Consider the following 22,329-nt stretch of genomic DNA (forward strand, 5'->3'; position numbering starts at 1 on the left):
TCGGTGCGGGGAGGGGACTGTGTCCGCATATAGTCACCCGTGTGATGTCAGGGCACACGACGCCACGCCCGCGCACGACATCGGGCTGACGGCGATTTCTGGATCTTCCCACCCTTCGTGTCATCTTGCACGGTGCGTCCCATGGGTGTCGGTGTGCCGTGGGGAGCCTGCTTGCACAGGTCCGGCCTGTTCGGGGCCCTGATGCTCAGGCGGGAGGGAGGATCGCGCCGGAATCCACGAAACCGATCTCGACCGCATGCGGACATGCTCTGTTCGCCTCGCGGCCAACCGGTCGGCGATCTTCGTGTTGCAGTCTCACGCACCATGACCAACCCCTTGAGAACTCTCGACAGGCGCAGGTTCCTTGGCCTGGCCGGCGGTGCTGTCCTCGCCCTGACCACCACTCAGCTCAGCGAGGCACTCGCTGCCCAGGCCGCTGAACTCGACACGGTGCCCTTCACCCTCGGTGTCGCCTCAGGTGACCCCGACCATCACAGTGTCGTGCTGTGGACCCGTCTGGCACCGGACCCGCTGAACGCCGAAACCGGTGGCATGCCGGCCGACCCCGTCGAGGTGCAGTGGGAAGTGGCACGCGACGAGACGTTCAGGAAGGTGATCCGCAGCGGGTCCGTCTCCGCCCTGCCGGAAGCTGCCCACACCGTGCATGTGGTGGTCGAGGACCTCGCACCGGACCGCTGGTACTGGTACCGGTTCCGAGCCGGCGGAGCGGTCAGCCGCACCGGACGCACTCGCACCATGCCGGCGCCGGGCAAGAGGGTGGACCGCATGCGGTTCGCCGTCGCATCCTGCCAGTCGTGGACGGGGGGCCGCTACGCCGCCTACCGCGACATGGCCCAGCAGGACCTCGACTTCGTACTGCACCTCGGCGACTACATATACGAGACATCCGGCGGCAGTCTGGCCGAGTTCCGGCGACTCCACGCCCTCTACAAGACCTCACCGGACCTGCGCGCCGTGCATGCCCGCTTTCCGTTCATCCTCACCTGGGACGACCACGAGGTACAGAACAACTACGCCGGTGACATCGAGGGCGCGGCCGGTGACGGCCGCCCGTTCCTGGAGCGGCGGGCCAACGGCTACCAGGCCTACTACGAGCACCTTCCGATGCGGCCCGAGCAGAAGCCGAAGGGCGCCGACGCGCTGATGTACCGGAAGGTCCAGTTCGGCAGGCTCGCCGAGTTCAGTGTGCTCGACACGCGGCAGTATCGGACCGACCAGGCCAACGGGGACGGCCGGAAGCCCCAGACCCCGGACGTCTGGGACCCGGAGCGCACGATGACCGGACCGGAGCAGGAGAAGTGGCTGCTGGATAACCTGGCCACCTCAAAGGCCCGTTGGAACGTCATCGCTCAGCAGACCATCATGGCCCAGTTCGACTACGACCTGGGACCTGACACGATCGTCAACCTGGACCAGTGGGACGGCTACGCGGGCGCCCGCGACCGCATCCTCGACTTCATCGCCGGAGAACGGCCGTCGAACCCTGTGGTGCTGGGCGGTGACTGGCACACCCACTGGGTCAACGACCTGAAGGCCGACTTCGACGTACCCACATCCGAGACCCTTGCCACCGAGTTCGTCGGAACCTCGATCTCCTCGGGTGCGGGCTGGGACGCCGATGTCCGCGCGGGTCTCCCCGCCAACCCGCACGTACGGTTCTACAACGGTACGTATCGCGGCTACGTGATGTGTGACGTGACGCCCGATCGATGGCGGTCAGACCTGCGCATCGTGCTCGCGGCGGGCGACGGGGCCTCGCCCGCGTACACCATCGCCGCGTTCGAGGTGAAGGACGGCAGGCCCGGGGCCCGGCGCATCGACGCGGGTGACGGACTGGTCGGCCGGGTGATCAGCCGGGCCACGGGGCGGAACGCACCGAACGTACAGATCGCGATCAAGACGTCGGACGGCACGACCTTCGGTACCAGCATCACCGACGCGACCGGCGAATTCCTGGCGTTCGCGCCACCTGGCGACTACACGGTCACCGTCAACGGCGTCGGCTACGAGCAGGAGACCGTCGCGGTGACGGTGCGCCCCGACAACCAGACCCGGGTCGACATCGCCTTGCGGAAGGCAGCGGTACGCGCGGCTACCGGCCGCTATGTGCCCGGCCCGCAGTCCCAAGCGACGGCCAACGACCTCGTCCTGTCCAACAGCATGATGGCCATGGCGGTCTCAGCGGGCTCGGAGGACCCTCAGCTGTCCGGCGTGACGTCGGGCAAGCCGCTGGACCTCGCGGCCGTCGGACATCTGGACCAACTGGACTGGATGAATCTGCCCTACGCTTCGACCGCCCAGCCGCGCGGAACCAACGCCTGGCAGCAGTTGACCGTACGATCCACGGCCTTCGAAGTGCTTTCGGCCGACGGCGCCGAGGCATCTGCCCGGTTCACCGGCGTCAGCACCCAGGTACCGGACATTCTCGTGGCCACCACCTTCACCATCCGTCAGGACGAGCCGTGGGTCGCGGCCGAGACCACCTTCACCAACAACGGCACGGTGTCCCGCACCTTCTGGCTGGGCGACGTACTCGACCACGACGGGGCAGGCCAGCGCAGCGGGGTGGCCGGACATGGCACCATCACCGCGTCCGCCCCCGCGGACTTCACCCCGACCCGGCCGTGGATCGGCATGACAGGTTCGGATGCCCAGACATACGGCCTGCTCTACGACGAGCCGGGTTTCACCGCCTACGCCACAGGTATCTGGGTGATGAGCCAGCGCAAGGTCACGATCGAGCCCGACGCCACGTTCACGCTTCGCCGCAGGATTGCCGCTGTCGACAACGGTGGCGCTGCGGACCCCTTCGCGGTACTCGCCACCCTGTGACGAGCGAAGTGTGGTTCATGCACGTCGTGTTGACGGAAGGGTGCGCTCGTAGCCCGCTCCGGCAACCCGTTTCGCATCCCCTGCCGGCGAACGGCGTCACGTCTACGACGGTGGTGGTTCCGAGTCGCCGTCGGGAAGCGGGGCTGCGGTGAACGGCTGGGGCTGATCCGGGTTCGCGGGAACGTTCGCCGCACGGTCACTGTGACCGGGTCGCGAACGTTTCCTTCCGCGACAGCCGGGTGGCCACCTTGCCGCCGCCAGCGGTCCGGCCAGCCGGATGCCCTACTTCTTTCAGCTCGGATCCACCGCGGCGACACTCGGCGACTCCTTCTTCGACGGCGCCTCGGTCTGTGCCGGAATCGTCCATGTGTCGCACTGCTCCGGGGCCAGCGCACCGTTCGTACCCCGCAGCGTCACCCTGACCCTGCCGTCCGGGCTCTCGGCATACGCGACGGTGCAGACGAGCTGACGTCGGGCCGTCCCGGTCAGGCCGCTCAGGGGAGCCGCCATGAAGACGTCGACGCTGTCACCGGAGAGTGAAACACGGGAGACGGCGCTCAGGGAGGTCAGGGACGGATCATTGTGCAGGCCCGCCCGGCGTTCCGCTTCCTGAGGGCCCGCCACGAGGGCGGCGACAGTCTTCACGGTCGACGGACGTTCAGGGCCTTCCGAGCCCTGTTTGTCGTCGTCCTCGAGGCTGTACTCCTCGCCGAACCCCGGCGCATCCTCGCCGCCCACGATCCTGGGCACCGGCATCAGGGTGCCGTCGGGGGAGAGGAAGAAGAGCAGCATGCGGACCTGCCGGGCCGGCAGCACGTCGATGGTGGCCGGGCCGCTCGCCCCTATGACATCCGTTCCTTGGATGCCGCACGCGGTGAGTCCCGCCAGAGCCGTCACCGCCGCGACGGGACGGAGTGGTTGTCTCATTCTGATGCCTCCCCTGCGCGTTGGGCACGCAGCGGTAGCTCGACCGTGAAGACCGCCCCGCCCTCAAGTCTGTTGGCGGCGCGGACGCTGCCGCCGTGCAGCTGTACGTTCTCCTGCGTGATCGCGAGTCCGAGACCGCTCCCGGCCGAGCGGCTACGGGCCGCGTCGGCCTTGTAGAACCGGTCGAATATGTGCGGCAGCACCTCGGGTCGGATGCCAGGACCGTTGTCTGTGACTTCTGTGATCAGCACGTTCGTGCCGTCCCCGGCCGTACCCGTGTCCAGCCGCACCGTGACGGGCTCGCTCCCGTGCCGTAGCGCGTTGCCGACCAGATTGGCGACCACGAGGTCGAACCGGCGCGGGTCGAGCCGGATCCGGATGCCGTCGCGCAGTTCCGTGTGGACGCGGTCGTCCCAGTGCCGGTGGTGGAGGGACTTGCGGACGGTTTCCGCGGCATCGACCTCGTCGGTGTTCAGCTCGGCAGCGCGGGCGTCGAACCGGGAGATCTCCATCAGGTCCTCGACGAGCACGGCGAGTTTGCCGGTCTCCGCGCTGATCAGCCGGACCGCCCGCGCGGTGTCGGAGTCGAGGCCGCCGGCGTCCTCGTCGAGCACCTCGGTGACGGCCAGCATTCCGGCGAGAGGAGTCCGCAGTTCGTGCGAGACGTCGGAGGCGAACCGACGGGCACGTGCCTCGGCCTGTTGCAGCGCGTCGACAGAGCGTTCCAGCAGGGCGGCAGACTCATTGAACGTACTGGCAAGATCGGCGAGTTCGTCGCTGCCCCGAACCTGGATGCGCGTGTCGAGGCGGCCGCTGCCCATGGAACGGGCCGCCTTGTTCAGCGCGCGCACCGGGCGCAGCACACTGCGTGCCGCGATCAGAGCGGGCACGAGGGCGATGGCGAGGCCGGGCAGGGCCCCGTTTCGTGCGGCGCGGAGCAGGGCGTCGGCATCGTCCTGTTCGTCCGTCATCCTCATCACCGCGAACAGGAGGAGCCCGGTGGGCAGATTGCTGTCACTCACGCCCGTTCTGGTCACGACGGCGATGCCGATGGTGAGGAAGGGAACGCCGTTGCTGACGACCCGCTGGAAGCCGCCCTGCGGTGTGGACAGGGTGACGCGACGCAGCTCGGGGGTGACCACCGAGGAGGTGGGTCTCGTGCCGGAGGAGACGCGCAGCGAACCGTACTCGGCGAACACGATCCAGGGGTGCGGCTTGGCCTTGCCTGCGATGACGAAGAGTGACTCCCGGAGCATCTCCGGGTCCACCGGCAGTGCGGGGGCCAGCGTTTCGGCCTGTTCGCGGAAGGACGTCATCGCGGTGTCCTGCGCCCCGGCGAGGACGGCGTTGCGCGCCTCGCGGTAGGTGAGCGCGGCGGTTGTGCCCGCGCTGACCGCGGCCACCAGCAGGAACGCCAGGACGAGTCGGGAACGCAGTCCGAATGAAACCGCCCGACGTCGTCGGACGGCACGCGGCTCGGAGGAGGCGGCGCGCCAGGAGGGGGCGCCGGGGACGCTCACAGCGGTCCGAAGCGGTAGCCGAAGCCCCGCAGGGTCTGTATGTAGCGCGGCGTCCCCGGTGTGTCCTCGATCTTGTTGCGCAGCCGCCGTACACAGGCGTCCACGAGACGCGCGTCGCCGTGGTAACTGTGCTCCCACACGTGCTCCAGTAACTGCTGACGGCTGAACACCTGCTCGGGTGCGGCGGACAGGTGGAGGAGCAGCTTCATCTCGGACGGGGCGAGCGCGACGCGATTCCCCTTCTTCACCACCGTGAGCCCGGCCCGGTCGACGACGAGATCGCCGTGGAACTCCACGGCGGGCCGGCCGCCGCCAGGAGCCTCGATCCTGCGCAGCACGGCACGGATACGAGCCTCGATGACTTCGGTGCGTGCGGGTTTGACGATGTAGTCGTCGGCACCGGCCTCCAGGCCGATGACAACGTCGAAGTCGTCGCCGCGCGCGGTGAGCATGATGATCGGCAGTTGGCTCTCCTCCCGCACCTGGCGGCAGACCTGCACGCCGTTCATACCCGGGAGCATCAGATCGAGCAGCAGCAGATCCGGGCGGAACTCGCCGAGAACGGCGAGCCCGGCCTCGCCGGTGGCGGCGGTCCGCACCTCGTGGCCGCGGCGGCGCAACCCGAGCTCGACCCCTTCGCGCACGGAGGGGTCGTCTTCGATGAGGAGCACGCGTGACATGGACACAGTATCCCTGGGAACCGGAGACGGATGGCGGTGTGACCGGTCATGGCCTTCGGCGGAAGCGGGCGGCCGCGCCCCCGACGAACGCGGAGATCCCTGTCAGCCGTAGGGGGCGGGCCAGCAGCAGGAAGACGGCGCCGATGGCGACCGCCCCCGCGCCGGCGGACGCGGCCGTCCCGCAAGGAGCCGCCCAGCGCGCCGTGACATACCCCAACAGCGTCGCGGGGACGGCGGCCAGCAACAGCCGCGCCTGCGCGGCGACGGTGACGGAGCGCCACAGACTCGTCGCCCGCGTGTCCCGCGCCCCGAGCCTGCGGTTCAGCACGAAGGCGGTGACGGCCCAGCCCGCGAACAGCGCCAGCGAATACGCCCCGGCGATGCCGGTCACCGCCCAGCGCGAGGGGAGAAGCGCGTACGCGGCCACGGACAAGCCCGCGTTCAGGCCGGCGACCAGAAGATTGAGCAGGAAGGGGGTGCGTGTGTCGGACAGGGCGTAGAACGTGCGGCTGAGGACGTACTGCCCCGAGAAGGCGACCAGCCCCGGTGCGAACGCCATCAGCGTGCCCGCCATGACGGCGATGTCACCCGCGTCCGTCTCGCCGTACTGGAACACGAGCGCCATCACGGGCTGGGCCAGGGCGAACAGGGCGCAAGCGGCGGGAACGACGGCCACCGCACTGGTGCGCAGGGAGTACGACAGGTCGCGCCGTACCCCCGTCCTGTCGCCGTCGGCGGCCGCCGCGCTCATCCGGGGCATCAGCGCGGTCACCAGTGACACCGTGATGATGCCGTGCGGTACGGCCCACAGCAGATAGGCGTTGTTGTACGCGCTGAAACCGGCACCCCCGTCGACGCCGTCCGTATGTGCGCGCAGGCCCGCTGCCGTAGCCAGCCGGGTCGTGACCCAGTACGCCGCCTGGTTGGTGAGCACCAGCAGCACGAGCCAGCCTGCCGACCGCAGCGGTCGCGTGAGCCCACTGCCCCGCCAGTCGAAGCGGGGACGGAAGCCGATGCGGGCCGCGCGCAGGGCGGGCACCAGGGCCAGGGCCTGGACGGCGATGCCGACGGTGGTGCCCCAGCCGAGCAGCGCGGTCTCCGCCTCGGTGAGCGACCCCCCGTCACCGGTGGCGAGGTACGCGCCGAAGACGCCGATCACGACGACGTTGTTGAGAACGGGCGTCCACATCATCGCGCCGAACCGGCCGCGTGCGTTGAGTACTTGACCGAACAGGGTGAACAGCCCGAGGAAGAAGATCTGCGGCAGACAGTAGCGGGCGAAGGCGACGGTCATGGAGGCCTGCTCGCCCGTGTAGTCGGTGTACGCGCCGACGATCGCGGGCGCGCCCCAGACGGCCGCCCCGGTGATCACGAGCAGGGCGAGCACGCAGACGGTGAGCAGCCGGTCGGTGTAGGCCGCCCCACCGTCCTCGTGCTGCCTGGCGGCCTTGACCAGTTCAGGTACGAAGACGGCGTTGAGGGCACCACCCAGGAGCAGCATGTAGACGATGGTGGGGACGGAGTTGCCGACCGCGTACCCGTCGGCAGTCAGCCCGATTCCGATGGCGGCCGCGATCACGGCGGACCGTGCGAACCCGGTCGCCCGCGAGACGACCGACCCGGCAGCCATGATCACGCCACTGCGCAGGACCGACGGGTTCCGCGGCCCCACCGTCCCGTCGGGTGCGGGCGCCGTGGAGGCCGGGGCGTTCACCGGCGCGCCAAGTACGCCTGGAACGCGCGGTGCAGTGCATGGTTGGCCGTCCCGTCCAACGGTCTCTCCCACTCGCCCAGCGTCTCGACGACCTCACCGCCCGTGCCGAGTTTCCAGCGCAGTAATCCATGGGAACGGTCGTCCGGATCGAGGGTCGAGGGTACCCCGCGCATGTCGTAGACGTGGGCGCCCAGTGCCCGGGCGTCGAGCAGCATGCGCCACTGCAGCAGGTTGGAAGGGCGCACCTCGCGACGGTGGCCGGCGGAGGCGCCCGTCTGGTACCAGACCCGGCGGCCCACGTGGACCATCGTGTGGGCGGCCAGGGTCTCACCTGCGTGACGGGCGAGGTAGAGCTTCATCCTGCCGGGCTCCTCAGAGTTGAGCGCGGCGTACTGACGTTCGTAGTACTCCAGGGACCTTCCGAGCCGGAAGCCGTCGCGCTCCTCGGTGATCCGCAGCAGACGGTAGAACTCGGGCAGGTCAGCCGCACCGCCGACGACGACCTCGACGCCGGACTTCTCGGCTCGGCGGACGTTGCGTCGCCACTCCTGGTTGAGTCCGGCCCACAGGTCTTCCGGCCCGCGTCCCGCGAGTGGCACCTGGAAGACGTGACGCGGCTGAGCGTCCCCGTCCTCCTCACCACCGCACCTCTGCCACCCCCTGGCACGCAGGCGCTCGGCGACCGCCGCGCCCAGCGGGTCGACGTGGCTCGCGAGGACGTCGGAAAGCCGCCGGCCGGTCCCCGTCGCCGACTTGACCCGCGTCGCGCTCCAGCGTCGGTATGCCGGCGAAGGCCCGATCCGTACGGCGAAGGCGCCCGCCGCCCGCAGGTGCCGCAGCAACGGACCGAGCCAGCCGTCGATGCCAGGATCCGCCCAGTCGACGACCGGTCCCTCGGGCAGGTACGCGAAGTACTTCCGTGTCCCCGGCAGTTGGCGTAGCAGGATGAGCGCCGCGCCGGACAGCGTGCCGGTCTCCTGGTCCGGCCCCCAGCCCACAAGCTGCGCGCGCCAGCCGTCCTTGACCTGCGCCCAGGCCGGGCACTGAAGGAAACCGGGGCCCAGCTCCTCGCCTTCCCCGGAAGCCAGGAACGCGCGGTACACGGCAGGGGTGACGGGTCCCAGCGGCAGTTCATGGCCGCGGCCGGCCGTCACGAGTATTGCTGACAAGGTGAGCCTCCTTGCGGGCGGAATACCGTCGATACTCACAGCGGTCCGTGACCGTTCCGCGCGCCGGATGTGACCGGACGAAGACTGTTTCCCTACGGTCGTCGTCACATGGCCGCAGCACCTGTCACCTGCGGTTTCTCCGCCCTAAAGTCGCCGGCATCCCCACCGATCGACCATGGACGGAGGCTCCGTTGAGCCACATACGGATGTGCATCGCGGCGGTCGCGGTGCTGATGGCACCGCTCGCCGCCTGTTCGCGGGGACCCGAATCCGTGCCCACGGCCGGAGGCGCCGGCCACCGCGGTGTGGGGGAGACACCGGGCCGGGAGGCGACCGTGACCGTCGTGCCCGAGGGCCGGGGAGTCCGGGCCGGCGGCACGGTGAAGGTCACGGCTGCGGGCGGGGCGCTCACCTCGGTCACCGTCGCCGACGGCGACGGCCACGCGTTGACCGGCACGATCTCCTCGGACGGAGCGAGCTGGGTTTCCCGGCGGAAGACGGCACCGGGCACCTCGTACACGGTGACCACCACCACCGTCTCCGGGGGCGGCAGGAAGGGCGCGGGCACGTCCGTCTTCACGACAGCCGGGGCCGACAAGATCAACAAGGTCGACTGGCGGCCTGGCACGAACACGTCCGTCGGCGTCGCACAACCCGTCTCCCTCGTATTCGATCACCCGGTCACCGACAGAGCCGAGGTCGAGAAGCAGCTGAAGATCACCACCTCGGGCCGGACCGAGGGTTCGTGGGCCTGGATGAAGGACTGGTCCGGCCGGGACCGGGTCGACTGGAGGCCCAAGGAGTACTGGAAGCCCGGTACGAAGGTCACCCTCCACGCCGAGCTGAACGGTACGGATTCCGGTGACGGCGGTTGGTTCGTCCGCGACTACACGACCACGTTCAGCATCGGGGAGAGCCGGACCGCCGTGGTCGACCTCGACCGCAAGCTGCTGACCCTCAAGCGGGACGGCAGGACGGTCCGCACCATTCCCGTCTCCGGTGGCACGCCCGGCGGCGACAAGCGTTCCTGGAGGGGGACGGCGGTGCTCATGGCCAAGGAAGGCACGATCAACATGAACTCGGAGACCGTCGGCCTCGGCGACTCCTACGACAAGATGGTCGACCACTCCATGCGGCTCACCTGGTCCGGCATGTACGCGCACGCCGCACCGTGGAACCACCGATGGTTCGGCAAGGCCAACATGAGCTCCGGCTGCATCGGCATGAGCGATGCGGACGCTGCCTGGTTCTACGGTCAGGTGCGCCCCGGCGACCCGTTCGAGATCACGGGCCGGGACACCAAGGGGACGGTCGCCCCGGGTAACGGCTTCGGGGACTGGAACGTGCCGTGGGAGCGGTGGCAGAAGATGAGCGCGCTGCGCTGACCGCGAGAGCCGGACCCAGGCTGAACTGCTGGAGCAAGCCGGTCTCGACCACTCCACCGTGTCCGAGTCCCTGCGCCGTGTGCAGGAGGCCGGGCTGCTCACCCGTGAGCCCGCCTCCCGCGACCGGCGGGTCATGGTCGTTCACCTCACGGACGCCGGGGGAGGGTTGCCCGAGGCATCCCTCCCTCCACGCGGCCCCCAGAACCCCGGCCCGAGCCGCCCTGCCACCTGCAGGCATAGAACCACCCGCGGTGGAACGTAACGCTCCTCTCAGTCCAGTTCGTGGCTCCCTGCCCGCGGCACCAGGGATACAGCTGTCGTGCCGAGACGAGGCACCGGTACCTGCAGGGAGCCGTCGGCCTCGGTGCGCAGTGGTGCGATCACGGCGCCGAGATAGTCGGCAGACATCGCCTCGGCGGCGGGGAAGCCCGGAGTCACCCGGCAGGTGACAGGTTCCTCCGCGAACGACTGCAGCCGTACGAGCAGACGCCCGGGCTCCGGCACGGTCAGCCCGACGACACGCACACGCGGATCGTCGAGGTCCAGGAACGCGTAGGAGCTGCGTGGGCTGGATTCGGCCAGCCCCCTGGCCCGTACCGCGACCAGGGGGCGGCTGCCGACGGCCGCTGTGCGCATGCCGGTCACTCCACCGGTGACGTCCGGTGCGGCCTCCCACCCGACGCTGTAACGGAAGACGTGATCAAATGCCTGCTCGGAGGGGAAGTTGGTGTCCCAGATGTTGTTGTGCACCCACGAGAAGACTGTTGCCGGCTCGTCCTGAGCGAGCGACTGCGGGTACGGCGCATAGGGAATGGCGATCCCGCCCACCTGGATCAGGGGTGCGTCCTGAGTGGCCAGCGCCGCGCTCGTCGTACCTTCCTGGAGGCTGACCCAGCGGCGAACCGCTCGCATGTGCCGGGCCGAACCGGGCACCGTGGGCAGCCCGGTCCCGGTGACTCCGCCGGTAGCCTCCATACGGATGTGCGGGGACCGCATCGCGAAGGGGAAGGCGAAGAAGGCGCTCTCCTTCGTCAGGGTTGCCGACTTGTCGATCCGGTTCTCGAGATCGATCCGGGCGCTCGCTTTCGGCAGATGGACCCGCACGCGCAGCCGCCGGGTGCCGGCCGGGGCGCACTCGTAGACCAGTGTCTCGCCGGTCGCGTCCGAGGTACGTTCCACCAGAGCCGCCGGGGGCGCGGTCCTGCGAGTGGCCAGCAGGTGCATGGAGTCGTCGGCCGTGGTCTTGCTGGACTGGTGGTTGAATCCGCCGGCCGTGGCGTACTCGTCGTACAGGTATCCGTTGAAGCCGACGGTTGCGTCCTGCCGGACCAGTTCACTCCCTGTCCGTTTGTCCAGAACTGAGCCGATGCACGCGGACGCCAGGTCGACCTGGACGCGAAGAAACTCGTTCTCCAGCACCACTGACCCGGGCGCCGGGCGGTCGGCCCGTTCGGGCAGGCCGGCCACAGGGGTGCCGGCCGGCTCGATGTCCACCCGAACCGTTCCGTGTGCTGGGACGCGCGCCAGCCGGAACAGCAGGAACCGGCCGGCTGCCCGGTGGAGTTCGTTGCTCTGCTGTTCCTCCGTCACCTCCAGCTCCGTGTCGTCCCGGGAGTCGACGACCCGAACCGCGTCGGCGAGTGGCACGGTGCTCTCGGGGAGGAAGAGCCTGACCGTCTCGGAACGTTCCCAACTGCAGGTGTTGACGACGTGGTAGCCGGCGAGCGTGCCCTCGCGGGGAGCCAGGCGCTCTCCCAGCGCCGCACTCGCGGAGTCCAGCAAGGTGTGCGCCCCGTCGTGGGCCCGCAGGGCCTGGGCGTACTTCCAGTGCCATTGGCGCTCGCCCGAGGCATGACCGTGGTCGCCGTGCGTCCAGGGATCACCGGCACCCCAGGTGTGCTCGTTGAACAGGGACGCGGCGCGGTACACCTCGGGTGCCGCCCGCACGATCTCTGAACCGCCCGAGGACCCGAGTATCTCGGCGTAGCCGGCGAGGGTCTGGGCATCGGCGAGGGCCGCCTGCCCGTCGCGGGTGGCTGCCAGCGGTACGGCTCCGGCACCGACACCGTCGACCCACCAGTCGGTCCAGTCGCCCTCGTAGGTTTCGATCCGGTCGCCGAGCCGCTCCTCCGCGTCGACGAAGAAGTCCTCGTTGCGCGAGGTACGCAGTGCGGGGAAGGCCCACTCCTCGTTCCACCGGTGAACGGTGTCGGCGATGATGCGGCGCGGCGGCCCGTTGTCGGCGAACTTGCCCAGGACCCGGAGGTGCAGGATGTCCCAGGGGTAGGGGTCACCCTTGAACTCCTCGTCCAGGACGGGGAATCCCGGGATGCCCTTGCCTTCGTGCGGGTACTGGCGGTTCGCCATGGCCCAGAGGTAGTTCGGCAGCAGGTCGTCGACACGGTCGTACGATTCGTCGAAACCGAGGATCGACCCTTCCATGTACGCGAGGCCGTGAGGTGTGTCGGTACGCCACACCAGGACCTCGCGGCCGCTCGGAGCCCGCCAGCGGAACAGGCGAGGCAGGTCCTGGCCGCCGACGTGGTGCGGCACCGCGCGTCCCGCCCAGTTGTGCGCGACCGACAGGTAGCGGATCCCGCTGTCGGCGAGGACATCGGGCAGCCCCACGACCTGGCCCGGGACATCCGTCTGCATGGCCGTGGTGATGTCGATCCCTTCGCGTTCCCGCAACTCGCGTATCGGGCGCAGAAGTTCATGGAGCTCATCGGTGGAGCACGTCTCGGTGTGCAGGTTGAAGGGCATCGCCGTCAGTTCGATGCGACCCTCGCGCACCCGGTCCAGGAATTCCGCGACCAGCCGCGGAGGCCGGTTCTGCGCCCAGTTCTCGTAGCTGAAGTGGCCTTCCACCGCCCAGCGGAACTTCGACTCGTCGGGCCGGTCGTCGGTCGTCCGGCACAGCTCGAGCAGGGAGTCGAGGTAGGTGCGTCCTTCGGCCAGCACGGTGCCCTGCGGATCCGTGTATCCGATGTCGAGGTGGGCGTGCTGGACCAGGTGCAGTGTCCAGTGGCGCTGCGGGGTGAGCAGGAGCTCGACGCTCTCCGCGTCAGCGAGCTCAGGCAGCTCGATCAGGACGGGTGTGGGAGTGTCCACCTCCGGAACCAGCAGCCGGGTGTCCGTGCCCGGCCCGGAGACGATGTCACAGCGCAGCGCGCCGCCGGTGGCGGTGGTGACCCGGGCGCGGGTGAGCGGCCTGTCCGCTGTCACGCGGACGGACTGGAGAAGACCGCCCGCGCCGTCGTGGCGCAGGAGCGGTTCGCAGGAGAGCTGGACCCGGTGTCCGCCGAGGTCGCCCTCGGCGGACACCGCGCGCCGGCGCAGGATGTCTCGGGCCATGTTCGAGTCCCACCAGGAGGGACGGGCAAGTTCGGGGCGGGGCATGGGAGAGGTCTCCACTCGTGTGTGGTGCCGGCACGTTCGCTCGGGGCGGGGGAGGTTCAGGACGGGTCGGAAGCGAGACCGGCGAAGATCTGGACCATCGCGGACTGCTCGAGTGTCTCGGCCTGGGCGGCCGGGGCGTGGTCACCGCCCCCTGAAGGCTGGAACCGGAACAGCCCGTCGGACGGTGACCGGTTCTCCCTCCACGTCCGCTCGGCGTACGTTGCGGCGGCCGTTCGATAGGCGGGATCGGGCCGCTCCTCGTTCAGGATGCGGAGATTGTCGAAGTAGAAGGCGTTGAAGATCGCAGGCTGGTCGTGCAGCCGGTCGTCCTGCCGCCAGTACGAGAGTGAGCCCGTCGCGTCGGCGACGGCTCGGTCGAGGTAGCGCCGGTCCCCGGTCGAGCGGTAGAGCGTCGTGGCGGTGCCGATCATCGCGCCGGAGTTGTACGACCAAAGGGCGTCGTTCACGGTGCCGTCGTCGTCAAGGCTGTTGTTGTAGAGGCCCGGTGAGCGCCGCAGACATGACCAGTTCCACTCGTACCACCGCTTCGCGCTCCGGAGGAGCTGGTCGTCGTGGCTTATCGCGTACAGCTCGGCGGCGAGCTGGGCGGAGAGTCCCGTGACGTTGGCGGCCCGCATGGTGTTGCCGGGCGAGTCGACCCAATGCATGCCTCCTGGGCACGGCTTGGCGGGGTCCTCGTCCCAGCCCCGGCTGACGACCGTGTAGGTCTCCCGCGCGCGGTCGAGGTAGAGCCTCTTTCCGGTCGCACGGTACTGGTCGAGGAAGGAGAGCCCGACGACGGCGTTGTCGTCGTAGAACACGTCACCGCCCTGACCGAGGGGGGCGGGCAGGTAGGAGTCGTATCCGGGCCTGTCGTCACGAGGGTCGAAGTACAGCCGCAGGGCCGTGAAACGCTCGGCGGCATCACGGTCGTAGCGGGAGCCGGCGTGCGGCAGTTCCGACATGTCGACGGTCGCCGCGGCGGCCTCACGCAGCGGCCAGAGGTAGGAGTGGGGGTTCTCCCCCTCTCCGCGTGGTGTCTTCTCCAGGTACAGGCCGTGCTCCTGCGGCCCCTGGTAGAGGTGCTGCTGCAGTGAGGAGTAGGTGACCTCGGCGCGGTGGGCCCAGGTGGACGGTGCGGCCCTCTGGCCGCTTCCGGCAGCGGAGGCGGGACCGGCCCACAGCGCCCCGGAGAGGATGGCGAGGGCCAGCGCGGCACGTACGGGTGACTTCACCGTGGTCTGCCTTTCGAGCGAGGTGTGAGTGTGACGGGGTGGCGGGGTGCCGTCAGCCGTGCAGCTTGAGGCTGCTGACGAAGAAGCGCTGTGCGGAGAAGAACAGGACGACGGTCGGCAGGGAGACCAGCAGGGCACCGCCGAGAACAACCGGCGGCCCCACGTTCGAGTAGTTGCCCTGCAACTCGGCCAGGGCGGCCATGACCGGCCGGATGTTCCTGCTGGTGGACAAGGTGATGCCGAACAACAGGTCGTTCCAGACGGCGACGAACTGGAAGACGAAGGCGGCCACCATGGCGGACCTGGACAGCGGTACGTGAATCTGCCAGAAGATCCTCCACCAGGACGCGCCGTCCATCCGCGCCGCCTCGATGATCTCCGGTGCGAGGGTCAGGGCGAAGTTGCGCATGATGAAGTAGGCGAACGGGATGGCGATCGCCACGTACACCAGGAACAGCCCGAACTGGGCGTCGTAGAGCCCGGTGCCGGCGTAGGCGAGGAAGAGCGGGCGCAGGAAGACCTGGAGCGGCAGCAGGGTTCCCGAGTAGATCAGCCAGAACCAAAGGGTCTTGCGCCGAACCGGCATGACGACGGTCGCGAAGGCGGCGGTCGTCGCCACGACGATGGCGGCGGCGGCACTGGTGACGGCGTAGAGCAAGCTGTTGCCCATGGCGGGGCCGAGCTCCGCCTTCGTCCAGGCTTGCGACATGTTGTCGAAGAGACCGAAACCGTGCGGCCACCAGTGAGGCGTTCCGCCGTAGTCGGCGGCCGGCACGAAGGCGTTGACCAGCAGCAGCCAGGTGGGCAGCGCCCAGACCAGGGAGATGAACGTCAGGGCCACGTTGCGCAGGATCCGGCCGGGCGTGGGCCGCGTGTGCGGTGCACGGACGGGCGGGCCGGGGATGGTGGGCATGATCAGTTGCCTTTCGGGGTCAGCTGACGCCGCAGATACAGCCACGAGGTGAAGAGCACGATCGCGGTGAGGACGACCGCCACCGCCGCGCCGGCTCCGGGGTGCAAGGCGAGGAACGTCTCCTGGTACATCGAGACGGCGAGGGTCTCGGACTGCCTGCCGGGCCCGCCCTGGGTGAGCACCCAGATCAGGTCGAACGACTTGAGTCCGTTGACCAGGCTCGTACCGACGACGATCACCGAGACGGTCCGCAACTGGGGCAGAACCACGAACCAGAACTTCCGCCAGCCCGCCGCACCGTCCAGGGAGGCCGCCTCGAGTGTCTCGGGCGGGATGGTCTGGAGGCCGACCAGGAACAGGATGACCGCGACGCCCGCCGACTGCCAGGTATTGGCGATGATCATCACCAGGGTGTTCCCCGGCCATTCCAGCAGCCAGCCCTGGGCGAGGGAACCCATGCCGAACGCCTTGAGGACCTGGTTCGCGGCGCCGTCGGTGTTGAGGACGAAGTTCCACACCACCGCGACGGCCGAGCCCGACAGGGCGTAGGGAAGGACGACGAGCAGCCGGGCGGCGCGGGACCAGCCGGCGCCCTGGGTCAGTACGGCGATGGCGAGGCCGAGCACGAGCGGGAGCGCGACCGTGCCGGCCACCCACATCAACGTGTTCTCGATCGAGCGGGTGAGCACCGGGTCGTCGAGGAAGAGGATGTAGTTGCCGAGTCCGGCGAAGCCCGAGACACGCCGGTCGTCGAAGAGGCTCCGGTAGACGGTCGTGGCGAAGGGGAGGAGGAGCAGCACGCTCACGAGCAGCACGGCGGGGGCGAGGAAGCCGGCAGCCGAGAAGCGGTCACGCGTGCGCCGGGCATTCCGGCGCTCCGGTCCGAAATGGTCGGGGCGGCCGCGCCCTGACGGCGTGCGGGCCCCGGGGGAGCGGGCAGGACGCTGGTCGAGAGAAGAACTCATGCCTCGTCCCTCTCCCACGCCGCCCACTCCTCGGCCGCCCGGCCCGCCATGCTGCGCAGCGTGCTCTCGGGGGAGGATGCCCCGGTCATGAAGCTCCCGAGGTCGTCGGTGTTCCCCTGGATGAGGTTCGGCGGGCCCGACTCGCCGTAGCGAGGCAGCAGAGTCCAGCGCTCACGCAGCGCTTGGTCCTTGAGGCCGGCTATCACCGGGTTGCCGGGCCGGGAGTGTGGATTGGCCGAGGCATCCTGGAGGAAGTCGGTCCACACCTTCTGGACCTTCGGGTCGAGCCAGTTCGCCGCGTTGGCCATCGCGGCCTCGTGCGAGGCAGCCTTGCGCGGAACGGCGAGCACCCCGGACTCCGTGATGACGGAACGGCGCGTGGAGGCTTGGACCGGCGGCATGACGAACGCGTCGAAGTCGATACCCGGCTTCATGCCGGTGGCGGCGATTCCCTGCGACTGCCAGGACCCGTGCAGGAACATGCCGACCCGACCGGCTTTCAGCGCAGCGGGCCCGTTGTTCTGGTCGAAGTCCGCGGCCGTCATCCAGCCCTTGCGCATGAAGTCCTGCCAGATCTGCAGGGCCTTCCTCGCCTGAGGGTCGGTGTACCGGGCCGTCCCGCTGGTCAGCTGTGTGTAGAAGTCCGGGTCCACCTTGCTGACGAGTTCCTGGAACCACTCGTAGGCGGGCCAGTTGCCGTTCTGGGTGGCCACGAACGGGACGACGCCCGCCTTCTTGAGCACCTCGGCGTTGTGCAGCATCTCCTCCCAGGTCCCGGGCGCCCGGAGGCCGTGCCTGCGAAAGAGGGCGGTGTTGTAGAAGAGCACGTAGTACGACTCGTAGAGCGGTATCCCGTACACGGAGCCGCGGTAGGACATGGCCTCCCGGGTCTGCGACGTGACCCAGCCCCTGCGCTCGTAGTCCGCCCAGACGGGGGAGAGGTCGCTGAGTTCTCCGGTGCGGGCCAGCGACTTGAGGAAGTAGCCCGAAGCCCACTTGATCATGTCGGAGGCCTTGGTCGTCTGCAGGGAGATCTGCGTGACCTGCCTGTACGACGTGGGGTTGGGGTTGGACAACGGCCGCAGGGAGTGACCGGTGAGCTTCTTCAGCTCCCGTCCGGCAGCGACGTAGCCCTGGTCCCAAGTGGCGTTGTCGTTGGCGAGCGAGGTGGTGCCGGGCTCGACCGCGGTGCTGTCGCCCCGGGCGCAGCCGGAGAGCACGGCGGCACCGCCGGCCGCGACGCCCGCGAGGACGCTGCGGCGGCCGAGCGGGTGGGACGACCATCGGGTCGCCCCGCCGATTGATCTCATGGGTTCCCTTCCCTCTGGATCCCGGCAGGGATCCCTGGCTCTGGGGTGTGATGGGTGAGGGGCTCTACGGCCCTCTGCGAGATCTCGCCGCACCGCGTACATCGGCGGTTCGGATTTCCAGGATGTTAACGACACCATGGGGTCAATACAAGACTCCGTGACGAGATGACGTCTATGACAAGCCTCTAGCTGCGACTATGGCATCGCGCCAGGAGCACGCCTTGTCCTCCAGAAATGTTATCGATACCATCCTGACGGTCGCCTGATCGTCTCTCCTGGAGGACCTGTGCACTCAGAGCCCCGCCCCTACGAACGCAACCCCCGCTACCCGGCCGCCGGCCCCGTGGCAACCGGCTGGGACGAAGCAGTCGCGACCCTGCCCGCCGGGCCGATCGTGCTCGCCCTGGACGGGCCCGCAGCCCTGGACTGGGAACTGACCGCCCGAGAGCTCGCCGCAGCGCTTCGGGCACGTGCCATCGACGTCCACGCCCTCGACGTACGGGAGCACTGGTCATCCGCGGCCGTCGAGCGTCTGTGCGTCCCCGACGCCGCGGCGGACGCCTTCTTCCTCCCGCTCGCCGAGTTCGCGATGGCCGACCTCTTCGAGGGGCCCCTGACCGTCGAGCGTCCCGCCAGCGGCGTCCTGCTGGTGTTCGGCCCCGGCGCCGCCCTGTGCGCACCTGATCTGGTCTGGTGGGCGGACCTGCCCAAGCGCTACGCCGAAGGCGCCGTTGCCTCCGGGACTCTTCCTGTGGGAGCCAACCTCGGGCGCCCCGGTGTGCCGGGCGAACTCCGCAGCCTCTTCTACACCGACTGGCCGGTCTCCGACCGCCACCGCGATGCGCTCGCCTCCGTCATGGACCGGTGGATCGACATACAGGATTCCCGGACTCCCGTCTCCCTGGACGGCGAGACCTTCCGCGCCACCCTCGCCGGCCTCGCGCGGCAGCCCGTACGAAGCCGTCCCTATTTCAACTCCACCCCCTGGGGCGGCCAGTGGGCCTCCGGCAACCTCGGGTTCGAGCCCGTCGACGGCAACACGGCCCTCGGGTACGAACTGATCGCCCCCGAAGCGGGAGTCCTCGTCGGTCCTGACGCCGGCACAGTGGTGGAGCTGCCCTTCCAGCTGCTCTGCGTCCTCCACCCGGAACAGTTCCTCGGCGCGGAGGTGCACCGGAACTACGGGACATCCTTCCCCATCCGCTTCGACTACCTCGACACCGTCGGGGGCGGCAATCTCTCACTGCACTGCCACCCGCAGGAGCAGTACATGCGGGAAACCTTCGGCTGGCCCTACACACAGCACGAGACCTACTACGTCACCGCGAGCGAACCCGGGTCCCGGGTCCTCCTCGGGCTGCGGCAGAGTGCCGACGTGGACATCCTGCGGAAAGAAGTCGAAGCGGCGGCGGCGCACAGCACTCCTCTGCGCGTCGAGGACCATATCCAGACCTTCCCCGCCGAACCCGGTCAGCTGTACATGATCCCGGCTGGCACTCCGCACGCGTCCGGTGCGGGGAACCTCGTACTGGAGATCAGCGCCACGCCCTACCTCTACTCACTGCGTCTCTACGACTGGCTGCGCCGCTCCGGCTCCGGGGTACCGAGGCCGTTGTCGCACCGCCATGCCTTCGCGAACCTCGACGCCGGGCGGCGCGGCCGGGAGGTCGTCGAGGACCTCGTCCAGCAGCCGCGCATCAGGCGTGAGGGGACTGGCTGGCGCGAAGAGATCCTGGGCGCCCTGCCCGAGATGTTCTACGCGGTCCACCGGTTCGTACTCGAAGGGACCGAGCCGGCCCACGACGACACCGAAGGCCGGTTCCACATCCTCAACGTCGCGGCCGGTGACGGCGTGGTGCTGGAGACCGCCGACGGCCGGTGCCACGACATGGCGTTCGCCGAGACCCTCACCGTTCCGGCGTCGGTGGGCGGCTACCGGCTCCACCCCGTCGGATCACGCCCCGTGCAGGTCATCAAGTCTCTGGTGACACCGTCGTGACACGGGTTCCCGTGCTGGAGATCGGCGGCACCCACGTCACCGCCGCCCTCGTGGACACTCCCACCGGGCTGCCGGTCGCCGGCTCGGTCGTACGCAGGCCGGTGCCCGCCGGCGCCGGAGCCGCGGAGATCCTCGACTCGTTCGCCGAAGCCGCCAGGGGAGCGGCGGTGCCCGATCCGGCTCACTGGGGCGTGGCCGTACCCGGCCCCTTCGACTACGCCTCCGGCATCGGCAGATTCCGGGGCATCGGCAAATTCGAGTCCCTGGACGGCGTCGATGTCCGAGCGGAGCTGATGGCCCGGCTCCCGCACGCCCGGGCCATCAGTTTCCTCAACGACGCGGATGCCTTCGCCATCGGGGAACACCACAGCGGGGCCGCGGCACAGCACCACCGGGCCGTCTGCATCACCCTGGGGACCGGCGTCGGATCGTCCTTCCTGCTGGACGGCCGGCCCGTCACCGAGGGGCCGGCGGTGCCCCCCGAGGGCCGGGCCCACCGCGTCACCGCCGACGGGCTGCCGCTGGAAGAGGTCGTCTCGCGGAAGGCCATACGCGCGCGGTACGCGCGATCCGCGGGCCTCGACGAGACGTCCGAAGCCCCGGACGTGCGGACCATCGCGGAGCTCGCCCGCGCGGCGGACCGAAACGCCGCGGCGGTGATCAACGGGTGCTTCACGACGCTCGGACGCGCCCTGGCTCCGTGGTGCGCCGCCTTCCGGCCGGACGTGATGGTCGTCGGCGGCTCCATGGCGGCCTCCTGGGATCTCATCGGTCCCGCTCTGCGCGCCGGGCTCACCGCCGGGGCCGCAGCCGAAGGACCACGAGCCGGTGCCGTGGTCGCGGCGATGGCACTGCGAACCGCACGGCGGCCCGACGACGCACCCTTGATCGGCGCCGCCCACTGGGTCCTGACGCGCGATGCGCAACGCCATTCCCCCGGGCGCGGGCCTTCGTTGGGCGAGGCCCCGGCGACCGGAGTTCCGTGTGAGGTTCGGCCGTGAGCGCGGGGCTGCCCCTCCGTCCGGAACGTCGGCCGACCGCCGGGTCGGACGGCGCAACGGGCCGGGCACTCTCTACAATGGCGGCGCCCGCGGCTCGGGCAGCCGACCGACGGCGCGGAACCCCTGAGGGCACGATGGAAGGAACGGCTGTGGCGCAGCACCGACCGAGCGACGCCGCCATGCCGACGATGCGTGACGTCGCCGCCCGCGCCGAAGTCAGTGCGATGACCGTCTCCAGGGTGCTCAAGGACGATCCGCGGGTCAGTGAGACCACCCGGGAGCGGGTGCTCAGCGCCGTCGAAGCGCTCGGCTACCGGCGCAACGAGACCGCTCGCCGGCTGCGGGTCGGCGGCAGCGGGATGATCGGTCTGGTCGTCACCAACCTGGCCAACCCCTTCTACTCACGGCTGGCGCTCGGGGTCCAGGAGGTCGCCGACGAGCACGGTCTGGGCGTCCTGCTGGGCAACACCGCGGAGAAGGCGGACCGGGAGCGCGGACTCGTGGAGGACCTGGCGTCCCGTCAGGTGGACGGGATGATCGTGGTTCCGGCGGGCGGCAGCCACCGCCACCTGACACCTGCCGCGCTTCGCGGCACTCCGATCGTCCTTGCCTCACGGCCGCCGGCGGGAATGGACGCGGACTGCGTCCTGGTGGACGACTTCGGCGGTGCCGAAGCAGCCACCGGCCGCCTGATCGAGGACGGACACCGGCGTATCGGGTTCCTGGGCAACCCCCCAGCCCTCTACACCGGTGCCGAACGCTTCCGCGGCTACTGGGCCGCGCACGAGGCGGCCGGCCTTGAGCCGGACGATCGCCACATCCGCCGCGGACTGACCGACGTGGCCACGGCGGAAGCTGCCGCCGGCGCCCTGCTCAGGGAGACCGACGCCCCCACTGCCCTCTTCTGCACCAACAACCGTCTGACCCAGGGCGCCATCCGGGCAGTGCGCACGCTCGAGGTCCCCGTGGCTCTGGCGGGTTTCGACGACTTCGACCTCGCAGATGTCCTCGGGCTCCCGTTGACGATCGCGTCCTACGACGCCGACGAGATCGGACGCAGAGCAGGCCGGATGCTCATCGACCGCATGAAAGCCGATCCCGCCACTGCCTTGCCCGCCCGACGTTCCGTGGTCCCCACCGAAGTCATCCGATACGGGACCGACCGACCGTAAGTCCCACACGCCGTCCGCCCGTCCCGGCCATCCAGCCACCTGACGGGCCGTCGGGCGGACTCCGCGCAGCTCGCGCGGAACTCTCTA

15 protein-coding genes and 1 pseudogene are annotated in these 22,329 nt (G+C 69.5%); 6 read left to right on the forward strand and 10 right to left on the reverse strand.

The window, feature by feature from the left end:
• Positions 1-324 precede the first annotated feature (324 nt).
• Entirely contained in the window at positions 325-2,853 is a 2,529-nt protein-coding gene (locus OG206_RS31485; protein WP_327121990.1) for an alkaline phosphatase D family protein, read from the forward strand.
• 291 nt (positions 2,854-3,144) lie between these two features.
• Here the strand turns inward: OG206_RS31485 and OG206_RS31490 are convergent, their stop codons facing one another.
• From OG206_RS31490 to OG206_RS31510, 5 genes are read right to left on the reverse strand one after another with little or no spacing between them, the layout of a single operon-like run.
• Positions 3,145-3,780 (reverse strand): hypothetical protein, encoded by a 636-nt coding sequence (locus OG206_RS31490; RefSeq protein WP_327121991.1) that lies wholly within the window; start codon positions 3,778-3,780, stop codon positions 3,145-3,147.
• Positions 3,777-5,300: a sensor histidine kinase gene (locus OG206_RS31495; RefSeq protein ID WP_442805924.1), complete on the reverse strand. Its 1,524-nt coding sequence runs from the start codon at positions 5,298-5,300 to the stop codon at positions 3,777-3,779. The genes OG206_RS31490 and OG206_RS31495 overlap by 4 nt, the downstream gene beginning before the upstream one ends.
• The gene (locus OG206_RS31500; RefSeq protein ID WP_327121992.1) at positions 5,297-5,980 is read right to left on the reverse strand and encodes a response regulator transcription factor; all 684 of its coding nucleotides are present in this window, start codon (positions 5,978-5,980) and stop codon (positions 5,297-5,299) included. Before OG206_RS31500 ends, OG206_RS31495 begins: the two co-directional genes overlap by 4 nt.
• Positions 5,981-6,026: 46 nt before the next feature.
• Positions 6,027-7,694, reverse strand: coding sequence for a murein biosynthesis integral membrane protein MurJ (gene murJ, locus OG206_RS31505; RefSeq protein WP_442805925.1), 1,668 nt, complete (start codon positions 7,692-7,694; stop codon positions 6,027-6,029).
• Positions 7,691-8,863, reverse strand: coding sequence for a lipid II:glycine glycyltransferase FemX (locus OG206_RS31510; protein WP_327121993.1), 1,173 nt, complete (start codon positions 8,861-8,863; stop codon positions 7,691-7,693). Before OG206_RS31510 ends, murJ begins: the two co-directional genes overlap by 4 nt.
• Positions 8,864-9,069: 206 nt before the next feature.
• On the opposite strand from OG206_RS31510, the gene OG206_RS31515 reads away from it, so the two are divergent.
• Both OG206_RS31515 and OG206_RS31520 read left to right on the forward strand, forming a co-directional pair.
• Positions 9,070-10,248 carry a L,D-transpeptidase gene (locus OG206_RS31515; protein WP_327122458.1) on the forward strand — a complete coding sequence of 393 codons (1,179 nt, stop codon included), beginning with the start codon at positions 9,070-9,072 and terminating at the stop codon, positions 10,246-10,248.
• Positions 10,247-10,423, forward strand: a pseudogene (locus tag OG206_RS31520) (MarR family winged helix-turn-helix transcriptional regulator); the annotation flags it as partial. The gene OG206_RS31515 and the pseudogene OG206_RS31520, both read left to right, overlap by 2 nt.
• Positions 10,424-10,518: 95 nt before the next feature.
• On the opposite strand, the gene OG206_RS31525 reads toward OG206_RS31520, so the two are convergent.
• From OG206_RS31525 to OG206_RS31545, 5 genes are read right to left on the reverse strand one after another with little or no spacing between them, the layout of a single operon-like run.
• Positions 10,519-13,647: an alpha-mannosidase gene (locus tag OG206_RS31525; protein ID WP_327121994.1), complete on the reverse strand. Its 3,129-nt coding sequence runs from the start codon at positions 13,645-13,647 to the stop codon at positions 10,519-10,521.
• Between the two features lie 56 nt (positions 13,648-13,703).
• Positions 13,704-14,882: a glycoside hydrolase family 76 protein gene (locus OG206_RS31530; RefSeq protein ID WP_327121995.1), complete on the reverse strand. Its 1,179-nt coding sequence runs from the start codon at positions 14,880-14,882 to the stop codon at positions 13,704-13,706.
• Between the two features lie 52 nt (positions 14,883-14,934).
• Positions 14,935-15,795 carry a carbohydrate ABC transporter permease gene (locus OG206_RS31535; protein ID WP_327121996.1) on the reverse strand — a complete coding sequence of 287 codons (861 nt, stop codon included), beginning with the start codon at positions 15,793-15,795 and terminating at the stop codon, positions 14,935-14,937.
• A gap of 2 nt (positions 15,796-15,797) precedes the next feature.
• On the reverse strand, positions 15,798-16,760 hold the full coding sequence (locus OG206_RS31540) for a carbohydrate ABC transporter permease (RefSeq protein WP_327121997.1): 963 nt from the start codon (positions 16,758-16,760) through the stop codon (positions 15,798-15,800).
• Positions 16,757-18,070 carry an ABC transporter substrate-binding protein gene (locus OG206_RS31545; RefSeq protein ID WP_327121998.1) on the reverse strand — a complete coding sequence of 438 codons (1,314 nt, stop codon included), beginning with the start codon at positions 18,068-18,070 and terminating at the stop codon, positions 16,757-16,759. Before OG206_RS31545 ends, OG206_RS31540 begins: the two co-directional genes overlap by 4 nt.
• A gap of 286 nt (positions 18,071-18,356) precedes the next feature.
• On the opposite strand from OG206_RS31545, the gene OG206_RS31550 reads away from it, so the two are divergent.
• The 3 genes from OG206_RS31550 (at position 18,357) to OG206_RS31560 (ending at position 22,242) form a co-directional block, all read left to right on the forward strand.
• Positions 18,357-20,069 (forward strand): class I mannose-6-phosphate isomerase, encoded by a 1,713-nt coding sequence (locus tag OG206_RS31550; RefSeq protein ID WP_327121999.1) that lies wholly within the window; start codon positions 18,357-18,359, stop codon positions 20,067-20,069.
• Entirely contained in the window at positions 20,066-21,070 is a 1,005-nt protein-coding gene (locus OG206_RS31555) for an ROK family protein (RefSeq protein WP_327122000.1), read from the forward strand. Before OG206_RS31550 ends, OG206_RS31555 begins: the two co-directional genes overlap by 4 nt.
• Positions 21,071-21,258: 188 nt before the next feature.
• Positions 21,259-22,242, forward strand: coding sequence for a LacI family DNA-binding transcriptional regulator (locus tag OG206_RS31560; RefSeq protein ID WP_327122459.1), 984 nt, complete (start codon positions 21,259-21,261; stop codon positions 22,240-22,242).
• The last annotated feature ends 87 nt before the right edge of the window (positions 22,243-22,329 follow it).

The organism is Streptomyces sp. NBC_01341 (genome assembly GCF_035946055.1).
In the GTDB taxonomy this organism is placed as follows: Bacteria; Actinomycetota; Actinomycetes; order Streptomycetales; family Streptomycetaceae; genus Streptomyces.

Bases quoted from the DNA above. Each gene is read 5' to 3' on its own strand.
- OG206_RS31490 (WP_327121991.1), bottom strand. From the start codon at position 3,780: ATGAGACAACCACTCCGTCCCGTCGCGGCGGTGACGGCTCTGGCGGGA.
- OG206_RS31560 (WP_327122459.1), top strand. From the start codon at position 21,259: ATGCGTGACGTCGCCGCCCGCGCCGAAGTCAGTGCGATGACCGTCTCC.
- OG206_RS31525 (WP_327121994.1), bottom strand. From the start codon at position 13,647: ATGCCCCGCCCCGAACTTGCCCGTCCCTCCTGGTGGGACTCGAACATG.
- OG206_RS31535 (WP_327121996.1), bottom strand. From the start codon at position 15,795: ATGCCCACCATCCCCGGCCCGCCCGTCCGTGCACCGCACACGCGGCCC.
- OG206_RS31515 (WP_327122458.1), top strand. From the start codon at position 9,070: ATGTGCATCGCGGCGGTCGCGGTGCTGATGGCACCGCTCGCCGCCTGT.
- OG206_RS31485 (WP_327121990.1), top strand. From the start codon at position 325: ATGACCAACCCCTTGAGAACTCTCGACAGGCGCAGGTTCCTTGGCCTG.
- OG206_RS31545 (WP_327121998.1), bottom strand. From the start codon at position 18,070: ATGAGATCAATCGGCGGGGCGACCCGATGGTCGTCCCACCCGCTCGGC.
- OG206_RS31500 (WP_327121992.1), bottom strand. From the start codon at position 5,980: ATGTCACGCGTGCTCCTCATCGAAGACGACCCCTCCGTGCGCGAAGGG.
- OG206_RS31540 (WP_327121997.1), bottom strand. From the start codon at position 16,760: ATGAGTTCTTCTCTCGACCAGCGTCCTGCCCGCTCCCCCGGGGCCCGC.